Source organism: Nocardia pseudobrasiliensis NBRC 108224 (assembly GCF_001613105.1).
In the GTDB taxonomy this organism is placed as follows: Bacteria; Actinomycetota; Actinomycetes; order Mycobacteriales; family Mycobacteriaceae; genus Nocardia; species Nocardia pseudobrasiliensis.
The window spans coordinates 13,063-29,419 of the sequence record NZ_BDBS01000050.1 but is presented as its reverse complement, the minus strand read 5'-3'; the positions used below and the strand labels follow the sequence as shown (position 1 = coordinate 29,419).

The window sequence follows — 16,357 nt, the reverse complement described above, 5'->3', positions numbered from 1 at the left end:
CACTAGCCACCCTGCACCGCCGTTAGAACCTCGATCTCCCAACCCCGTTCGACCGGCCGATCCCAGCTCGATTTGGGGAAGACCGCGCCGTCGACGGCCACGGCCACGCCCTGGCAGGGCAGGTTCAGCCGTTCCAGCAGTTCGCGGACTGTCGGCGCGTGCGCGAACTCGTGGTCCTGGCCGTTCACGGTGACTCCGACGGGAATGGCCGTCATCGCATACCTCCTGTTGAAAAACGTTGTGGATCGGCCACTTTCACCTCGGTGAGCAGTTCGCCGTCGAGTAGGGCCACGACCGCCTCGGCGGTCAGCGGGATTCCGAGAATGCCGTTGCGGCCGTGGCCGGTCGCCGCGACGACGCGCTCGTCGAGCGAGCCGATGAGGGGCAGATTGTCCGGGGTGCCCGGTCGCGAGCCGGCGCTCGCCTCGGCCAGTTCGTATTCGCCGAGGGCGGGCAGGATCGCCTCCGCGTCGGCGATCAGGTCGCGTACGCCCGCGACGGTGACGGCGGTATCGAAGCCCGCCTCGTATTGTGTTGCGCCGACGACGATTCCGTTACCGCGCGGGACCAGGTAGAGCGGATGGCCGTGCACGCGCGCGCGGATCACGTGCCGCGGCGGCGGCGGGGCTCCGGGGCGGTGGTGCAGACGCAGGATCTCGCCCTTGACCGGACGCACCGGCAGCTCGGGCCAGAGGCGGGCCGAGGCGGCTCCGGCGGCCAGGACGATTCGGTCGTGGTCGAGGTCGGTGAGCGCGGCGACGGTCTCGGGGCGAATCGTGACTTCCGATAGGGCGCAACATCGCCGCAGCGCCTCGACCACGAGCCGGTTGTCCACGGCCGATTCGGTCGGCGCGAGCAGTCCCGCTCGGACGGTTCGGGCCAGATTCGGTTCGATTCCGCGGACACCCGCGCGGTCCAGCAGCCGCACTTCGTGGCCGTGCGCGCCGACGAATGCGGCGATGGTGCGCAGATCCTCGGCGTCGGCGGCATCGAGGGCCACGGTCAGGATCTGTTCGGCGACGAAGACCGACAGCCCGGTCGCCTCCTGTAATCGCCTGCCGAATTCGGGCCAGCGGGCCAGCGACGCGGCCCCGAATGCCAGGGCCTCGTCCTCACCGGGCCAGCCCTCCGACAGCGGCGCGAGCATGCCGCCCGCCACCCAGGAAGCTCCGGATCCCACATCCGGATCGAAGATCGTGACGTCCCACCCCGATTCGGCGGCGCGCCACGCCACCGACAACCCGATCACACCCCCACCCACGACGGCCAGCGTCCGCATTACCTTCCACCTCGCTCGGTCCCGTACAGCGGGATCCTCCCCTCGCGGCCGCCTTCGCTTCGGGGATGCTCATTCGTTTCGACTACCCACGGTAGCGCGGTTACGGTCGAGGGCGTGCAACCGTCCCACCCCAACCGACCCGTACCACCTCGGGAGCGCCTGAACTCCGCGCTGCTCTACCTGTGCACCGATGCCCGCCGCGACAAGGGTGACCTGGCTCAGTTCGCCGAGGCGGCGTTGGCGGGCGGGGTCGACATCATTCAACTGCGTGACAAAGGTTCGCCCGGAGAGGCGAAATTCGGGCCGCTCGAGGCCAAGGCCGAACTCGGCGCGCTCGCCGAATTGAAGGCGGCCGCGCGTCGGCACGGGGCGCTGGTGGCGGTCAACGATCGTGCCGATATCGCCCTGGCGGCGGGGGCCGATGTTCTGCATCTGGGTCAGAACGACCTGCCGCCCTGGTACGCCCGCAAAATCCTCGGTCCCGAGGTGGTTCTCGGCCGCTCGACCCACAACCGTGCCCAGGCGGGTCTGGCCGCCATCGACGACCACATCGACTACTTCTGCACGGGCCCGGTCTGGAATACGCCGACCAAGCCCGGTCGCACGGCCGCGGGGCTGGATCTGGTTCGCTCCACGGCGGATTCGCATCCGACGCGGCCGTGGTTCGCCATCGGCGGGGTGGACGAACAGCGCCTCGACGAGGTGTTCGCGGCCGGGGCCGATCGAGTGGTCGTGGTCCGCGCGATCACCGAGGCCCGGGATCCGCAGGCCGCCGCGCGTTCCCTGAAGCGGCGGCTACTGGAGAACGCGAAGTAGATTCGCGCGGGCACGAGTCAGGACAGCAGCTGTTCGAGAGTGAGCACCAGAACATTTCCGGCCGTCTCCTCCGGAGGTGCGGCCGGGTCGGCGATGCGCGCGGTGGGTCCGCCGTCGCCGTTGGCGTGCAGCCAGACGAAGCCGCGTTCGGCCAGATCGACCGTGCGCGGCAACGCCGCGGCCACCGCGGCGGCATCGGCCGTACCGGCCAGGCTGACCCGCGCGGACCGGGCGCGCAGCGACGGCCAGGCCGCCGCGAACGCCGGATGCAGCGGACGATCGTGGACCTCTTCCTCGGGCACCCAGGCCAATTCGGCGCTCTCCCGATTCGCGGTGGTGGCCAATGGTTCGGCGGCATCGGCGACGACGGTGGTGTAGGTCCAGCCGCTCGGCATGGTCGCGGTCACCCGGCAGCCGCGCACCCGCACGTCGACCTCCTGGATTCCGGTCTCCTCCTCGGTCTCCCGGACCGCGGCGTGCACGCTGGACTCGTGGCTGTCGCGCGCGCCCCCGGGCAGCGCCCAGGTGCCGCCCTGATGGCTCCACGGCGCCCGATGCTGCAACAGCACCACCGCGCCGCCCCCGGCGCGCGGGGCCCGCAGCAACAATCCGGCGGCGCCGAACAAACCCCAGTTCCGGGAACCGTCCGGATTCACCACAAAGCCGTCTCCGTCACCACGCATGCTCGCCCTCGTCCCGTTCCCGCCAGCGCAGCCGACGCCCCGGGAAGCACATCTTCCCGCGGGTGACACCCGAAACGGCGTCGGTACGACCACAATAAGCTCAGTCCACACGGCACAGGCCGATGATCGTTTGGAGGTGGATATGGCCCGGACCGGGCAACCCCGGCTCGACGAACTGTCGCCACGGGCCGCGGCCGCCGCCGTGCGACGGCAGCTCGACGCCACCGACCTGCGCGCATTCGCCCGTTCCTCACCCGCCCGGCTGATTGCCATCGGATTGCTCCTACTCGGGCTCTGTGTGATCGCCGGTGTGGTGACCGCCTCGGCGGTCTCGAGCCGCCAGCACGCCCTGGACAATCTGCTCGATCAGGCCGAGCCGGACGCGAATTCGGCCCAGCACCTCTACACCTCGCTGTCGGTGGCCGACGCCGCCGCGGGCACCGCGTTCATCTCCGGCGGCCTGGAACCCAAACAGGTTCGCGACCGCTACGACCAGGCCGTCGGCGAGGCCGCGGCCGAACTGGTGACCCAGTCCGGCAGCACCGGGGCCACCGATCCGGACGCCCGGCTGCGCAGCGGCATCGCCACCGAACTGCCCGTCTACACCGGACTGGTCGAAACCGCCCGCGCCAACAATCGCGAGGGCCATCCGGTGGGCGCGGCCTATCTCAGCGAGGCGTCCAATCTGATGCAGACCCGCGTGCTGCCGACCGCGCGCGAACTGCAGGAGCATCGATCGGCCGCGATCATGGCCACCCAGCGCCATCACGTACGCCCGCCCTGGTCGGCGATCGCACTGCCGATCATCGCCCTGGCCGGGTTGGTGATCGGGCAGCTGTATCTGGCTCGGCGCTGGCATCGAATGCTCAATCCCGGTCTGCTGCTGGCCTCGGCGATCCTGCTGGTGCTGCTGGCCTGGACCGTGATCGCGGGTTCGCTGTCGGCGGTGTCGACCATGCGCGGCCGTGACGACGGCAGCGTCCCGACCGCCGATCTGACCGAGAGTCGCATCCTGGTCCAGCAGGCCCGCACGGCCGAGACGCTGAAACTGGTCCGCCGCGACGCCAGCGGCGACTACGACCACACCTACGACGCCACCATCGCCCAGCTGACCTCCCTGCTCAACCGATATCCCACGCACGCACCGGGTTCCGATGACGTCGGCGCCGCGCGCGGGGCATTGGACCGCTGGCGCGAGGCGCATCAGCGCATGAACGACGCCCTGGGCCGCGGCGATTTCCTGGGTGCGGGCGCGGTCGCCATCGGCCCGGGGTCCACCGAGGCCGCGGCCTCGGTCGACGCGCTCGACAACGCCCTGGCCGAGGGTATCGGCAAGACCCGAAACACTCTGCGCGGCAATATCTCCGACGCCGCCCGGACCCTCGACGTGCTGGCCCCGGGCGCCCTGATCCTCGCGCTGCTGGCCGCCGTCGGAGTACTGGCCGGCCTGTGGCCCCGACTGCGGGAGTACCGATGAGCGCGCGCCGAGCCATGGCCATCGTCCTGACCGCGACCGCGCTGCTGGCCGCGGCCTGCACCAGTGAGCCGCCCCCGCCCCGGGCCAGTCGTTCGGTCAGCTATACCGAACCGCCGTTGCCCGCCAAGGCGACCGGGCTGCAGACCAACGAACCGGTGGCCCCGGCCAACGACTATCAGTGCAATCCCACCGCCAGCCTGCGCCCGGCCGGGCTCACCACCGGCCCCTCGATCGATGCCATCCGGGCGCGGGGGCGACTGCTGGTCGGACTGGATCCGGGCAGCAATCTGTTCAGCTTCCGCGATCCGATCAGCGGCACCCTCGCCGGATTCGACGTCGATGTGGCCAAGGAGATCGCGCGCGATCTGTTCGGCGATCCGGAGCGGGTGGAATACCGGATGCTCAGCTCGGCCGAACGCGAGCGGGCGCTGCAGGAGCACACGGTGGACGTGGTGGTGAAGACCATGACCATCACCTGCGACCGTCGTCAGCGCGTCGACTTCTCGACCACGTATTTCATGTCCCACCAACGGGTTCTGGCCGTGAAGAACTCCGGGATCAACAGCCTGGCCGACCTGGCGGGCAAGCGGGTCTGCGTGGCCGCCGGAACCACCTCGCTGGGTCTGATCCGCCGCAAACAACCCGCCGCCGCCATCCTGACCGTGCCCGCGTGGGCGGACTGCCTGGTGGTGCTGCAGCAGCGTCAGGTCGACGCGATCAGCACCGACGACGCACTGCTGGCCGGGCTGGCCAAACAGGATCCCTATACCGAGATGGTCGGCGACAACCTCAGCGACGAGCCCTACGGCGTCGGCATCCCCAAGGGCAACGACGATATGGTCCGCTTCGTCAACGCGACCCTCGAGCGCATTCGCACCGACGGCACCTGGAACCGGATGTACCGGGACTGGCTGCTGTCGGTGCTCGGTCCCTCATCCGGCCCGCCTCAACCCACCTACCGGGACTGAGTCATGACCGCCGGAGACGAATCGACCCAGGCCCAAACCCAGGTGTCGACCCAGCCGTCGGGCCGCAGCGGACGGACCGCGCGCACCCGCCCGACCCGGCGACTCGGGGCGGGGCTGGTGTCGATTCCGGCGGTGCCCCCGGTCGATCCGCGGTCGGCTGTGCTGGACAATCCGGTGGTCGCGGAGAATCGCCGGTTCTGCTGGCGCTGCGGCAAACCCGTGGGCCGCGCCACCGCCGCCCATCCGCCCACCGCCGTGGGTGCCTGCGAAATCTGCGGCGCCCCTTTCGATTTCCGGCCCTATCTGCGGACCGGCGATATGGTCGCGGGACAGTACGAGATCCAGGGTTGTATCGCGCACGGCGGCCTGGGCTGGATCTATCTGGCCATCGACCGCAATGTCAGCGATCGGTGGGTGGTGCTGAAGGGCCTGCTGCACGGCGGCGACGCCGAGGCGCAGGCGGTCGCGGTGGCCGAGCGGCAGTATCTGGCCGAACTCGCGCATCCGAGCATCGTGAAGATCCACAACTTCGTCGAACATCCCTCCCCCGAGGGTGTTCCGATCGGCTACATCGTCATGGAATACGTCGGCGGCCACTCGCTGCGCGGCATGCTCGACACCTACACCAAACCCGAGCGCATGCCGGTGACCGAGGCCATCGCCTACATTCTCGAGGTACTGCCCGCGCTGGAATATCTGCACGCGCAGGAACTGGCCTACAACGATCTCAAGCCCGACAACATCATGGTGACCGAGGATCAGGTGAAGCTGATCGATCTGGGCGCGGTGACGGTTCTCGAATCCTACGGAAATCTGTACGGCACCAGGGGTTTCCAAGCCCCGGAGATCGCGCGGACCGGTCCCACCGTGGCCTCGGACATCTATTCGGTGGGCCGCACGCTGGCGGTGCTGACGCTGAACATGCCGATGGAGCAGGGCCGCTACCTCGACGGAATCCCCGATCCCGCCAAGGAACCCGTACTCGAGCGGCACGAATTCTTCCACCGGCTGCTGCTGCGCGCGACCGATCCCGATCCGGATCGCCGCTTCCCGTCCGCGCGGGTGATGGTCACCCAGCTGGCCGGGGTGCTGCGCGAGATCCTGGCCACCGAATCGGGAACCGAACACCCGCAGCTGTCGACGGTGTTCAGCCCGACCCGCACCAGCTTCGGTACCGAGGAGCTGGTCGCGCAGACCGACGCCTATGCCGACGGCCACGCCCGCAGTCAGAATCTCAGCGCCCGCGATGTCGCCGCGGCGCTGCCGGTTCCGCTCATCGATCCGGCCGATCCCTCGGCGGCGCTGCTGGCCGGAACCGCGCATCCCGAACCGGATCACGCCCTCGACGCGGTGCGCATCGCCCGCGGCCGGGCCGCCGCCGAACCGGGCGGGATTCCCGAAACATTCACGGTGGAGGCCACTTTCGCCGAGATCCGCATCCATCTGGATCTGGATCACTCCGCCGCCGCGCGGGAGTTGTTGGCGCGCATCGACGAAACCGATTGGCGGGTGGACTGGTATCTCGGACTGGCCGCGCTGCTGGATCAGGATTTCGAACAGGCCTTCGCCCATTTCGACCGCGTCCTGTGCGCGCTGCCGGGAGAGATCGCGCCGAAGTTGGCGCTGGCCGCCACGGCGGAACTGGTACTGCAGCACTGGGAATCGTCGGATCCGGAGCAGTGGCGGGCCTATGCGGAGAAGTTCTACGCCACCGTATGGCGCACCGATCGCGGCGTGGTGAGCGCGGCATTCGGGCTGGCCCGTCAGCTCGCCGCGGCAGGGCGCATCACCGAGGCGGTACGCGCCCTGGACGAGGTGCCCGCGGCCTCGCGGCACTACACCGAGGCGCGGATGACGGCCGTCCTGCTGCTGCTCACCGCGGTGCCGGTCGCCGATCTCGAGGAATCCACGCTGCATATCGCGGCCGCCCGCGTCCAGACCCTACCGCCCGGCGAACACCGCGCGCCCCAGATGCGCGTGCTGGTGCTCGGCGCGGCCCTGTCCTGGTTGCAGGCGGGCCGCAGCCCGAAACTGCCCGGGGCCAGTCTGTTCGGCGAACCGTTCACCGAACGCGATCTGCGCCAGGGCGCGGAAGCCGCGCTGCGCACGCTGGCCAGGTCGGCCCCCGGCCGCACCCATCGCTACGCCCTGGTCGATCTGGCCAACGCCATCCGCGCCAAGACCTGGTTCTGAGCCCGGACACACCGCGGGCCGGGCGGACGCGAGCGAGGTGCGCCCGCCCGGCCGGGGTGTCGAGGCGTCCCGGCTGCGAGGGAAACGGCCGGGACGGGATCGGGCACTCGGGATTGCCGGCCCCGGCCCGCCGCCGCGTCGGACGGGGGCAGCCGCCCGTCGCGGTGTGCGTATCGGCTGGCCGGGGCCGTGCGACCGATCCGCCGACCACTATGCGCAGGCGATCATGAGAATTTCGTGAAAGGGCGCTAGGCCACCAGGCGCGCGGACGCGCGGGCGATGGCCAATTCCTCGTTGGTCGGCACCACCAGCACCGCCACCGGCGCCTCCGGAGCCGAAATATGACGGGCGACACGGTCTTCGGCGGTATTGCGGACCGGATCGACGGTGATGCCGAATCGGCTCAGCCCGGCCAGCGCGTCCGCTCGCACCTGCGCGTTGTTCTCGCCCACACCGGCGGTGAAGGTGATGGCGTCCACCCGGCCCAATCCGACCAGATAGGCGCCGATATAGCGGCGCAGCCGATGCACATAGACGTCGTAGGCCAGCCGCGCGGCCGCATCCCCGGATTCGATGAGTTCGAACAGCGCCCGGAAGTCGTTGACCCCGGACAGGCCCTTGATACCGGAGTTGCGATTGAGCAGCTCATCGATGCCATCGATATCCAGCCCGGCCGTGCGGGCCAGATGCGGGATGATCCCGGGATCGATATCGCCGGACCGGGTGCCCATCACCAGACCCTCCAGCGGCGTGAGTCCCATACTGGTGTCGATCGCCTGCCCGCCCCGGATCGCCGAGGCCGAGGCCCCGTTGCCCAGGTGCAGCACGATCTGATTCAGCCCCGCCGGATCGCGCCCGAGCAACTCGGCCACCTGGCCCGAGACGTATTCGTGTGAGGTCCCGTGGAATCCGTAGCGCCGAATGCCGTGTTCGGCGGCCACTTTCGCATCGATGGCATAGGTCTTGGCGGCATCGGGCAGGCCGTGGAAGAACGCGGTGTCGAACACCGCCACCTGCGGTACGTCCGGCAGCAGTTCGCGGGCCGAGCGGATGCCGGTCACATTGGCCGGATTGTGCAGTGGCGCAAGCGCGGACAGCTCCTCGATGGAGCGCACCACATCGTCGGTGACGAGCGTGGGGCGATAGAACACCTCGCCGCCGTGCACCACTCGGTGTCCGACCGCGGCCAGCCCGGCCTCGGCCAGCGGATGTCCGCTGCGCTCGAACAGGTCGAACACCACCCGCAGCCCGGCCGCGTGATCGGCGATCGGGCCGTCGTGTTCGAGGGTGTGCCCGTCACCGTGATGTTCGACCGTGGCCGTGCCGTCGGAGACCGACTCACCGATCCGCGACACCTGCCCGGATGCGGCCACCGAACCCGAAACGGGATCCAGCAGCTGATATTTGATCGACGACGAACCGGAGTTGATCACCAGGACCCGCATAACGCCTCCTTCGTTCCCTTCAACCCCGGATTACCCCGCGTAGTTCCGCCGGGGGTGTGGCATTGCTCATTGCGCCTGCGCCTGAATGGCGGTGATGGCGACGGTGTTGACGATGTCGGCGACCAGCGCGCCGCGCGACAGATCGTTGACCGGCTTGCGCAGACCCTGCAGCACCGGGCCGATCGCCACCGCGCCCGCGCTGCGCTGCACCGCCTTGTAGGTGTTGTTGCCGGTATTGAGGTCGGGGAAGACGAAAACCGTTGCGCGCCCGGCTACCTGAGAGTTCGGCAGCTTGGAGCTGGCCACCGAGGGCTCGATCGCGGCGTCGTACTGGATCGGCCCCTCCACCAGCAGTTCCGGCGCGCGCTCGTGTACGAGTGAGGTGGCGGCCCGCACCTTGTCGACATCGGCGCCGCTGCCGGATTCACCCGTCGAATACGACAGCATCGCCACCCGCGGGTCGATGCCGAACTGGGCGGCGGTGCGCGCCGAGGAGATCGCGATATCGGCCAGCTGCTCGGCGGTCGGGTCCGGCACCACCGCGCAGTCGCCGTAGGCCAGTACCCGATCGGCCAGGCACATGAGGAATACGCTCGATACCGTCGAGACGCCGGGTTCGGTCTTGATGATCTCCAGCGCGGGCCGGATGGTGTGCGCGGTGGTGTGCGCCGCGCCGGACACCATGCCGTCGGCGATGCCCTCGTAGACCATCATGGTGCCGAAATACGAAATGTCGCTGATGGTTTCGCGCGCTCGCTCGACCGTCATACCCTTGTGCTTGCGCAGCTGCGCATAGGTTTCGGCGAACCGCCCGCACAGCTCGGAGGTGCGCGGATCCAGGACCTGCGCGGCATCGATGTCCACACCCAGTTCCGCGGCCCGGCCGCGCACCGCGGCCTCGTCGCCCAGGATGGTCAGATCCGCGATCTTGCGCTGCAGCACCCGTCCGGCCGCGCGCAGGATCCGATCGTCGTCGCCCTCGGGCAGCACGATTCGCCGCCGGTCCGCGCGGGCCCGCTCGACCAGCTGATATTCGAACATCTGCGGCGTCACCACCGACTGCACCGGAACCTCGATGAGCTCCACCAGTTTTCGCCCGTCGACGCGCTGTTCCATCAGCGCCAGCGCGGTGTCGACCTTGCGGATACTCGATAGCGACACCCGGCCGCGGGTGCGGGCGGCGGCATTGGCGGTATCGAAGGTGCCCAGCTCGGTGGTCAGGATCGGCAGCTTCGGCTTCAGGCCGCCGATCAGCCGCGCGATCGCCGGATCGGGCAGCATGCCGCCGTTCATGATGATGCCCGACAGCGACGGAAAGCCCTCGGCCTCATGGGCGTTCACCAGCGCCAGCAGCGCGTCGGAGCGATCACCGGGCACGATGACGGCCTCGCCGTCGGTCAGTCGTTCCAGGATGTGCTCGGCGGTCATACCGCCGACCATCACCGACAACGCCTCGCGGTGCATGAGTTCCGGATCGCCGGAGTACAACTCGCCGCGAATGGCCTCGCGCAGCTCCGACATCGTCGGCGCGGTCAGCAGTGGCACCTCCGGTAGGGTCCAGGAGGGTGCGTCGATCTTGGCCATGGCCTTGGCGACCTGGTCCATCTCGGCGGGATCGCAGCGGTTGACGACTATCGCCATGGCCCTGGCGTGCTCGGCGGCCAATTCGTTTTGGCACAGCTCGGCCACGTGCACGATATCGGCGGGCGAGCGATCCGCGCCGCGCAGTACCAGCAGGACCGGCGCGCCCAGATTCACCGCGATGCGGGCATTGAAGCGCAGCTCGCTGGGGCTGGCCACATCGGTGTAGTCGCTGCCGACGATGACGACGGCGTCGCAGACCTTGGCCACCTCGTGGAAGCGCATCACGATCTCGCTGATCGCGGCGTCCGGATCGGCGTGCACCTGGTCGTAGGTGACCCCGACCGCCTGCTCGTAGTCGATATCGGCGGTGCAGTGCTCGAGCAGCAGCTCGAGGATGTAGTCCGCGCCGTCGGTGGAGCGGGTGATCGGCCGGAACACCCCGACCCGGGGCGTGGTCGCGGACAGCAGGTGCAGCATGCCCAGCGCCACCGTCGACTTGCCGGTGTCCCCTTCGAGGGAGGCGATGTACACGGTGGACGGAGCGGGTTCGGACATGAGCACGAGCTTAATGAGGGTCGAGGTCCGTACCTGCCGTCCGGACGGCAACTTTCTGGAAAATCACACGTGAAGTTCGACTCGTGGGTCTGCGAGCGTTTCGGACATCATTCTGCGCTTTCCAGGCATTGGACGGCTCATGTCCGTGCCGTAGCGTCACTATCAGTTACACACCAAAAGCAATGCGGCCCCGTGCGTTTCGGGCCGCGGACGGGATCGTCATGACACCGCTGATCGGCACCTTCCTACCCACCTCGACTCCGGATCCGGCCCGGCCGATCCTGGGCGATGTGCGGGTCGCGGCCCGGCTCGCCGAGGAGGGCGGCCTGGAATCGGTCTGGGCCACCGACCATCTGATCGGTAGTGCGCCGATGCTGGACAGTACGGTCGCGCTGGCCACCGCCGCGGCCGTCACCGAGCGGCTGCGCCTCGGCTACGGCGTCATGCTGCTGGCCCTGCGACCCCCGGCCTGGGCGGCCAAATCGGCGATCTCGCTGCAGTACGTCTCCGGCGACCGGCTGCTGCTGGGCGTAGGCACCGGCAATCCGGCGCACGGCGATATCGGCTGGCGGGCGGCCGAACAGTCGTTCGCCGAACGCGGTCGTCGCACCGACGAGAGCCTGCGGATCCTGCCCGATCTGATCGCCGGACGGGCGGCCACGCTGCGCGACGGGACGGTGGCGACGCTGTCGCCGGGCGCGACCGTGCCGCCCATCCTGGTGGCGGGCGATGGCGTCCGGGCGCGGCGACGGGCCGCGGAATTCGCCGACGGCTGGATCGGCATCGGCCAGACACCCGAGCAGGCGAGGGCCGCACGGGCCGAATTGGCCGAATTGGCCGAGCGATTCGGCCGCACCGCACCCTCGGTCACGATCGTCGCGTTCCCGGCGGGCGAGGTGGTCGAGACCGCCGATCAGGTAGCCGGGTACACCGAGGCCGGGGTCGAGCGCGTCTTGGTCGCACCGCGCGATGAGGATTGGCGCGGACATATCGAATTCGTGGCGAAGGTGCGCGCCGAACTGTGAATTCCCCGGTCTCCCGGAGCTACCTAAAATACTCGCCATGACAGCACCGTTCCCGCACCGCCAATGGGGTTCACGTACGAGCCTGCTCTCGCGCCTGGCCAGTCGCTTCGCGTCGACCGAGCCGGGCTCGTTCGTCGTCCGCAAGCTCACCCCGCTGGACCGGAGGCTGCTCACTCGCACCGCGGGCCGCTACACCGTACTCGGCCCGATCGGTGCGCCGGTCATCCTGCTCACCACCACCGGCCGCAAATCCGGCCAGCCGCGCACCAGCCCGCTGCTGTATGTGCACGACGGCGATGTGCTGTATGTGATCGGCAGTAATTTCGGACAGGCCAGCCATCCGGCCTGGACGGCGAATCTACTGGCCCGTCCCGAGGGCGAGGTGACCATCGCGGGTGAGCGAATCGCGGTGCGCGCCAAGCTGATCGAGGATCCCGCGCAGAAGGACGATATCTTCGCCCGGTTCGTCGAGACGACCGCGGCCTATGCCGCCTATCGCAACCGCACGAGCCGGGATCTGCGCATCTTCGCTCTCACCCGAGCCTGAATTGTTGCGTCGGCAACACATCAGCTAGGTCGACGGTCGCGTCGATTAGTATTTCTGTCCGGAATTGATTTGCCGGACGGGAGACCGCATTGTCCACAGTCGCACGCCGGGCCGGAGCCGTTGCCGGTGTGATCGTCGCGGCCCTGACCGGCCTCGGCCTGAGCGCCCCCGCCCATGCCGACCTGCTGCCCGCGCCGCCGCAGTCCGATCCGTTCTACGCGCCACCCGCCGATTTCGCGACCAGCGCGCCCGGCACGGTGCTGCGGTCGCGGCCGGTTCAGCTGGGCGTCTCGATCCCGGCCACCGCCTGGCAACTGCTGTATCGCAGCACCGATCTCGACGGCGGGCCGGAGGTGACCGCGACCACGGTGCTGCTGCCCGACGACGCCCGCGACGATCGCCCGCTGGCCGCGTTCCAGGCCTACGAGAACAGCTCCGCGCCCGCCTGCGCGACCTCGTATCAACTGCGACTGCCCGATCTGCCGACGAACGCGGCGACGATGCAACGCCCCGATATCGCGGCGCTGCTCCAGCGGGGCTGGGCGGTCTCGATCGCCGATTTCGACGGTCCCCGAGGGCATTTCGCCGTCGCGGACGAACCCGGATACGCGATTCTGGACGGCATTCGCGCCGCCGAACACTTCCAGCCGCTGGGCCTGAGCGAGCGAACCCGGGTGGGCCTGTACGGCAATTCCGGCGGCGGCCTGGCGACGGCCTGGGCGGCCCAGACCCAGCCGCGCTACGCGCCGGAGCTGAATCTGGTCGGGGCCTCGATCGGCACGCCGGTGCCCGCGCCCCGCGATTCGATTCTGAAAAGCAACGGCGGCATCTCCGCCGGGCTGGGTGGCGCGCTGTTCGCCTCGCTGGCCGCGGCCTATCCCGATTTCGGTGACGCGGTGCGCGCGCATATGTCACCCGACGGTCAGGCCGCGCTGAACGCGGCGCGCTCGGAATGCGTGATCGCCAACAACTTCCGCTTCATGTTCACCGATTGGCAACGCTATCTGGATCTGCCGCTGACCCAATTCCTGGCCCTGCCGCAGGTTTCGGCGGTCCTCGATCGAATCGCCCTGGGCGCCAACGCCCCCACCGCGCCGATCTTCCTCTATCAGGACGTCAACGACGAGATCATCACCGTCGCCTCGACCGACGCGCTGGCCGAAAAATACTGCGTCGGTGGCACATCGGTGACCTATGTCCGCGATCTCACGGCCGACCACACCACCATCGGCGATACCGCGCGTCCGGCGGCCGTCGACTGGCTGGCCCAGCGCCTGGATACCGACGCGCCCGCGCCGACCGGCTGTTCCACGCGCGATATGCACTCGATGTCCGATCAATAACGAAGGGCTCCGAGCCGAAGGGCAAGGACGCCATCAAGGTCACAACCGTCAACGGGCAGGCCGAGATTCGCGGCGGACCGCTGGCCGATCGGATCACCGTCACCGATATCAACGGCAGGCCGGCCGTGGTGAACGGCGAGGGCGCGGTGCGGGCGGCAAGGACACCTGTAAGACCAAGGGCGCCAAGAAGACCTGCGAACTGCCCGCGAAGTAGTAGACGACCGGACAACCGAGATTCGGAGGAAATCCCATGGGTTACAACTGGATTCTGGACGGCCACCGCAACGGCGACCCGCTGGCCTCGGCACTCTACGGCCCGCTGATGTTCGTCCTCGGCGTCGTCGAGACCATGCAGGGTGGCGGCAATATGTTCTGACCTGCCGCACAACGAGATTCGGGCCGCCGCTCACCTGTGAGCGGCGGCCCGATCGCATTACAGCGCCCGCAACCGCGGCGCGAGATCGCGCTGGAACAGATCCAGGAACCGGCGCTGGTCGTGGCCCGGGGCGTGGAAGACCAGATGGTTGAGGCCCGCGTCCACATACGGCTTGATCTGGGCGACGGCCTCGTCCGGATCGCTGGCGACGATCCAGCGCTTGGCGATCTGCTCGATCGGCAGCGCGTCGGCGGCGGCCTCCATCTCGATCGGATCGGTAATCGAGTGCTTCTGCTCCGGGGTCAGCGACAGCGGCGCCCAGAAGCGCGTGTTCTCCAGCGCCAGTTCGGGTTCGGTGTCATAGGAGATCTTGATCTCGATCATCCGATCGATGTCCTCGACCGAGCGCCCGGCCTTGTCCGCGCCCTCCTTCACCGCGGGCATCAGCTTCTCGGTGTAGAGATCCATCCCCTTACCCGAGGTGCAGATGAAACCGTCACCGGCGCGACCGGCGTACCGGGCCACCAGCGGCCCGCCCGCGGCGACGTAGATCGGGATGCCGCCCTTGGGCACGTCGTAGATCGACGCGCCGACGGTGTGGTAGTACTGCCCGTCGAAATCGGTGCGGTCACCGGTCCACAGCGCGCGCATGAGGTCGACGGCCTCGCGCAGCCGCGCGAATCGCTCCTTGAACTCGGGCCATTCGCCCTTGTAGCCGGTCGCGATCTCGTTCAGCGCCTCACCGGTGCCCACGCCAAGCATGATCCGGCCCGGGTAGAGCAGGCCCATGGTCGCGAAAACCTGGGCGATCACGGCCGGGTTGTAGCGGAAGGTCGGGGTCAACACCGAGGTGCCCAGCTGGATGCGCTGGGTGCGCTCGCCCACCGCGGTCATCCAGGCCAGCGAGAACGGCGCGTGGCCACCCTTGTGCCGCCAGGGCTGGAAGTGGTCGCTCACCGAGGCGCTGTCGAGCCCGTGTTCCTCGGCGAGCACCGCGAGCTCGACGAGCTCACGCGGTCCGAACTGTTCCGCCGACGCCTTGTACCCGAGCCTGAGTTCACTCACTTGCGCCACTCCTGTTCGCTGTCACTGATGGGATCGTGTTTCCCGTTCGACCGAGTGCAGCGCCGGGCGGCGACCAACTATTTCACCGACCCGACGTACGGGACGCGCTCGGCCGCCTTCGACCATAGGCCGATGTGTGAATCGTCGCATATGGCCGAGTCGTCCACCTCGACGACGCCGATAGCCCACAATTGGCTGTGTGACTGCAAGCGGAGAGCCCATTCTGTCCTACCTGACCGATATGGATGGGGTGCTGGTCCACGAGGATCATCTGGTGCCGGGCGCCGACAAGTTCCTGGCCGAACTCCAGTCCAACGACATCCCGTTTCTGGTCCTCACCAACAACTCCATCCGCACCCCGCGCGATCTGCAGGCCCGGCTGCGCCACACCGGCCTGGACATCCCGCCCGAGTCGATCTGGACCTCGGCGCTGGCGACCGCGACCTTCCTCAACGATCAGAAGCCGGGCGGCACCGCGTATGTGGTCGGCGAATCCGGGCTCACCACGGCGTTGCACGAGATCGGCTACGTACTGACCGACAGCGATCCGGACTATGTGGTCCTCGGTGAGACGCGCACCTATTCGTTCGAGGCGATAACCACCGCGATCCGCCTGGTCGATCGCGGCGCGAACTTCATCGCGACCAATCCGGACCCGACCGGCCCCTCACGCGAGGGTCTGCTGCCCGCGACGGGTTCGGTGGCCGCGCTGATCACCCGGGCCACCGGTAAGGATCCCTATTACGTCGGTAAGCCGAATCCGCTGATGATGCGTTCGGCGCTGCGGCGAATCGGCGCGCATTCCCAGTCGACGGTAATGATCGGCGACCGGATGGACACCGATGTGATCTCCGGACTCGAGGCCGGTATGCGGACCATCCTGGTGACCTCGGGGATCTCCTCGCGCGCCTCGGTGGAGAAGTATCCGTACCGGCCGACAACGGTGATCGACTCGGTGGCCGATCTGGTGGGCCGCACCTCGAATCCGTTCGACGCCTGAG

At 68.6% G+C, this 16,357-nt stretch carries 15 protein-coding genes; 9 read left to right on the top strand and 6 right to left on the bottom strand.

Translation table 11 applies throughout. The annotated features are described in order from the left end of the window. Positions 1–2: 2 nt before the first annotated feature. Entirely contained in the window at positions 3–215 is a 213-nt protein-coding gene (gene thiS / locus NP4_RS32540; protein WP_068006155.1) for a sulfur carrier protein ThiS, read from the bottom strand. Continuing rightward, the gene (gene thiO / locus NP4_RS32535) at positions 212–1,279 is read right to left on the bottom strand and encodes a glycine oxidase ThiO (RefSeq protein ID WP_068006154.1); all 1,068 of its coding nucleotides are present in this window, start codon (positions 1,277–1,279) and stop codon (positions 212–214) included. The genes thiS and thiO overlap by 4 nt, the downstream gene beginning before the upstream one ends. A gap of 114 nt (positions 1,280–1,393) precedes the next feature. Between thiO and thiE the strand changes: the two genes are divergently transcribed. After that, the gene (thiE, locus tag NP4_RS32530) at positions 1,394–2,095 is read left to right on the top strand and encodes a thiamine phosphate synthase (protein ID WP_068006153.1); all 702 of its coding nucleotides are present in this window, start codon (positions 1,394–1,396) and stop codon (positions 2,093–2,095) included. A gap of 17 nt (positions 2,096–2,112) precedes the next feature. On the opposite strand, the gene NP4_RS32525 is transcribed toward thiE, so the two are convergent. After that, positions 2,113–2,778: an NUDIX hydrolase gene (locus NP4_RS32525; protein ID WP_068006152.1), complete on the bottom strand. Its 666-nt coding sequence runs from the start codon at positions 2,776–2,778 to the stop codon at positions 2,113–2,115. A 142-nt stretch (positions 2,779–2,920) separates the two neighbouring features. Here NP4_RS32525 and NP4_RS32520 point away from each other — a divergent pair, with 142 nt between their 5' ends. The 3 genes from NP4_RS32520 to NP4_RS32510 are packed head-to-tail and all read left to right on the top strand — an operon-like array spanning position 2,921 to position 7,416. After that, the gene (locus NP4_RS32520; protein ID WP_068006266.1) at positions 2,921–4,255 is read left to right on the top strand and encodes a GlnX family signal transduction membrane protein; all 1,335 of its coding nucleotides are present in this window, start codon (positions 2,921–2,923) and stop codon (positions 4,253–4,255) included. Further along, on the top strand, positions 4,252–5,223 hold the full coding sequence (locus NP4_RS32515) for a glutamate ABC transporter substrate-binding protein (protein WP_068006150.1): 972 nt from the start codon (positions 4,252–4,254) through the stop codon (positions 5,221–5,223). The genes NP4_RS32520 and NP4_RS32515 overlap by 4 nt, the downstream gene beginning before the upstream one ends. A gap of 3 nt (positions 5,224–5,226) precedes the next feature. Continuing rightward, entirely contained in the window at positions 5,227–7,416 is a 2,190-nt protein-coding gene (locus NP4_RS32510; RefSeq protein WP_082876422.1) for a serine/threonine-protein kinase, read from the top strand. A gap of 248 nt (positions 7,417–7,664) precedes the next feature. On the opposite strand, the gene NP4_RS32505 is transcribed toward NP4_RS32510, so the two are convergent. Further along, positions 7,665–8,861 carry an acetate kinase gene (locus NP4_RS32505; protein ID WP_068006149.1) on the bottom strand — a complete coding sequence of 399 codons (1,197 nt, stop codon included), beginning with the start codon at positions 8,859–8,861 and terminating at the stop codon, positions 7,665–7,667. A 66-nt stretch (positions 8,862–8,927) separates the two neighbouring features. Next, positions 8,928–11,000, bottom strand: a complete 2,073-nt coding sequence (gene pta, locus NP4_RS32500; RefSeq protein ID WP_068006146.1) for a phosphate acetyltransferase — start codon at positions 10,998–11,000, stop codon at positions 8,928–8,930. 221 nt (positions 11,001–11,221) lie between these two features. Here pta and NP4_RS32495 point away from each other — a divergent pair, with 221 nt between their 5' ends. The 4 genes from NP4_RS32495 (at position 11,222) to NP4_RS42925 (ending at position 14,291) form a co-directional block, all read left to right on the top strand. Further along, entirely contained in the window at positions 11,222–12,025 is an 804-nt protein-coding gene (locus NP4_RS32495) for an LLM class flavin-dependent oxidoreductase (protein WP_068006144.1), read from the top strand. Positions 12,026–12,062: 37 nt separating this feature from the next. Beyond that, positions 12,063–12,572, top strand: coding sequence for a nitroreductase family deazaflavin-dependent oxidoreductase (locus tag NP4_RS32490; protein ID WP_068006142.1), 510 nt, complete (start codon positions 12,063–12,065; stop codon positions 12,570–12,572). 89 nt (positions 12,573–12,661) lie between these two features. Next, complete coding sequence (locus NP4_RS32485) at positions 12,662–13,915, top strand: lipase family protein (RefSeq protein WP_147288123.1); 1,254 nt, start codon at positions 12,662–12,664, stop codon at positions 13,913–13,915. 250 nt (positions 13,916–14,165) lie between these two features. Then, positions 14,166–14,291: a hypothetical protein gene (locus tag NP4_RS42925; RefSeq protein ID WP_255285603.1), complete on the top strand. Its 126-nt coding sequence runs from the start codon at positions 14,166–14,168 to the stop codon at positions 14,289–14,291. Between the two features lie 57 nt (positions 14,292–14,348). On the opposite strand, the gene fgd is transcribed toward NP4_RS42925, so the two are convergent. Continuing rightward, a complete protein-coding gene (gene fgd / locus NP4_RS32480; protein WP_068006139.1) occupies positions 14,349–15,356 on the bottom strand; it encodes a glucose-6-phosphate dehydrogenase (coenzyme-F420) in 1,008 nt (335 codons plus the stop codon). A 241-nt stretch (positions 15,357–15,597) separates the two neighbouring features. On the opposite strand from fgd, the gene NP4_RS32475 reads away from it, so the two are divergent. Further along, positions 15,598–16,356 (top strand): HAD-IIA family hydrolase, encoded by a 759-nt coding sequence (locus tag NP4_RS32475; protein ID WP_174556197.1) that lies wholly within the window; start codon positions 15,598–15,600, stop codon positions 16,354–16,356. Position 16,357: the final 1 nt, after the last annotated feature.

Bases quoted from the DNA above. Each gene is read 5' to 3' on its own strand.
- thiS (WP_068006155.1), bottom strand. From the start codon at position 215: ATGACGGCCATTCCCGTCGGAGTCACCGTGAACGGCCAGGACCACGAG.
- thiO (WP_068006154.1), bottom strand. From the start codon at position 1,279: ATGCGGACGCTGGCCGTCGTGGGTGGGGGTGTGATCGGGTTGTCGGTG.
- NP4_RS32525 (WP_068006152.1), bottom strand. From the start codon at position 2,778: ATGCGTGGTGACGGAGACGGCTTTGTGGTGAATCCGGACGGTTCCCGG.
- NP4_RS32520 (WP_068006266.1), top strand. From the start codon at position 2,921: ATGGCCCGGACCGGGCAACCCCGGCTCGACGAACTGTCGCCACGGGCC.
- NP4_RS32515 (WP_068006150.1), top strand. From the start codon at position 4,252: ATGAGCGCGCGCCGAGCCATGGCCATCGTCCTGACCGCGACCGCGCTG.
- NP4_RS32510 (WP_082876422.1), top strand. From the start codon at position 5,227: ATGACCGCCGGAGACGAATCGACCCAGGCCCAAACCCAGGTGTCGACC.
- NP4_RS32505 (WP_068006149.1), bottom strand. From the start codon at position 8,861: ATGCGGGTCCTGGTGATCAACTCCGGTTCGTCGTCGATCAAATATCAG.
- pta (WP_068006146.1), bottom strand. From the start codon at position 11,000: ATGTCCGAACCCGCTCCGTCCACCGTGTACATCGCCTCCCTCGAAGGG.
- NP4_RS32495 (WP_068006144.1), top strand. From the start codon at position 11,222: ATGACACCGCTGATCGGCACCTTCCTACCCACCTCGACTCCGGATCCG.
- NP4_RS32490 (WP_068006142.1), top strand. From the start codon at position 12,063: ATGACAGCACCGTTCCCGCACCGCCAATGGGGTTCACGTACGAGCCTG.
- NP4_RS42925 (WP_255285603.1), top strand. From the start codon at position 14,166: ATGGGTTACAACTGGATTCTGGACGGCCACCGCAACGGCGACCCGCTG.
- NP4_RS32475 (WP_174556197.1), top strand. From the start codon at position 15,598: ATGGATGGGGTGCTGGTCCACGAGGATCATCTGGTGCCGGGCGCCGAC.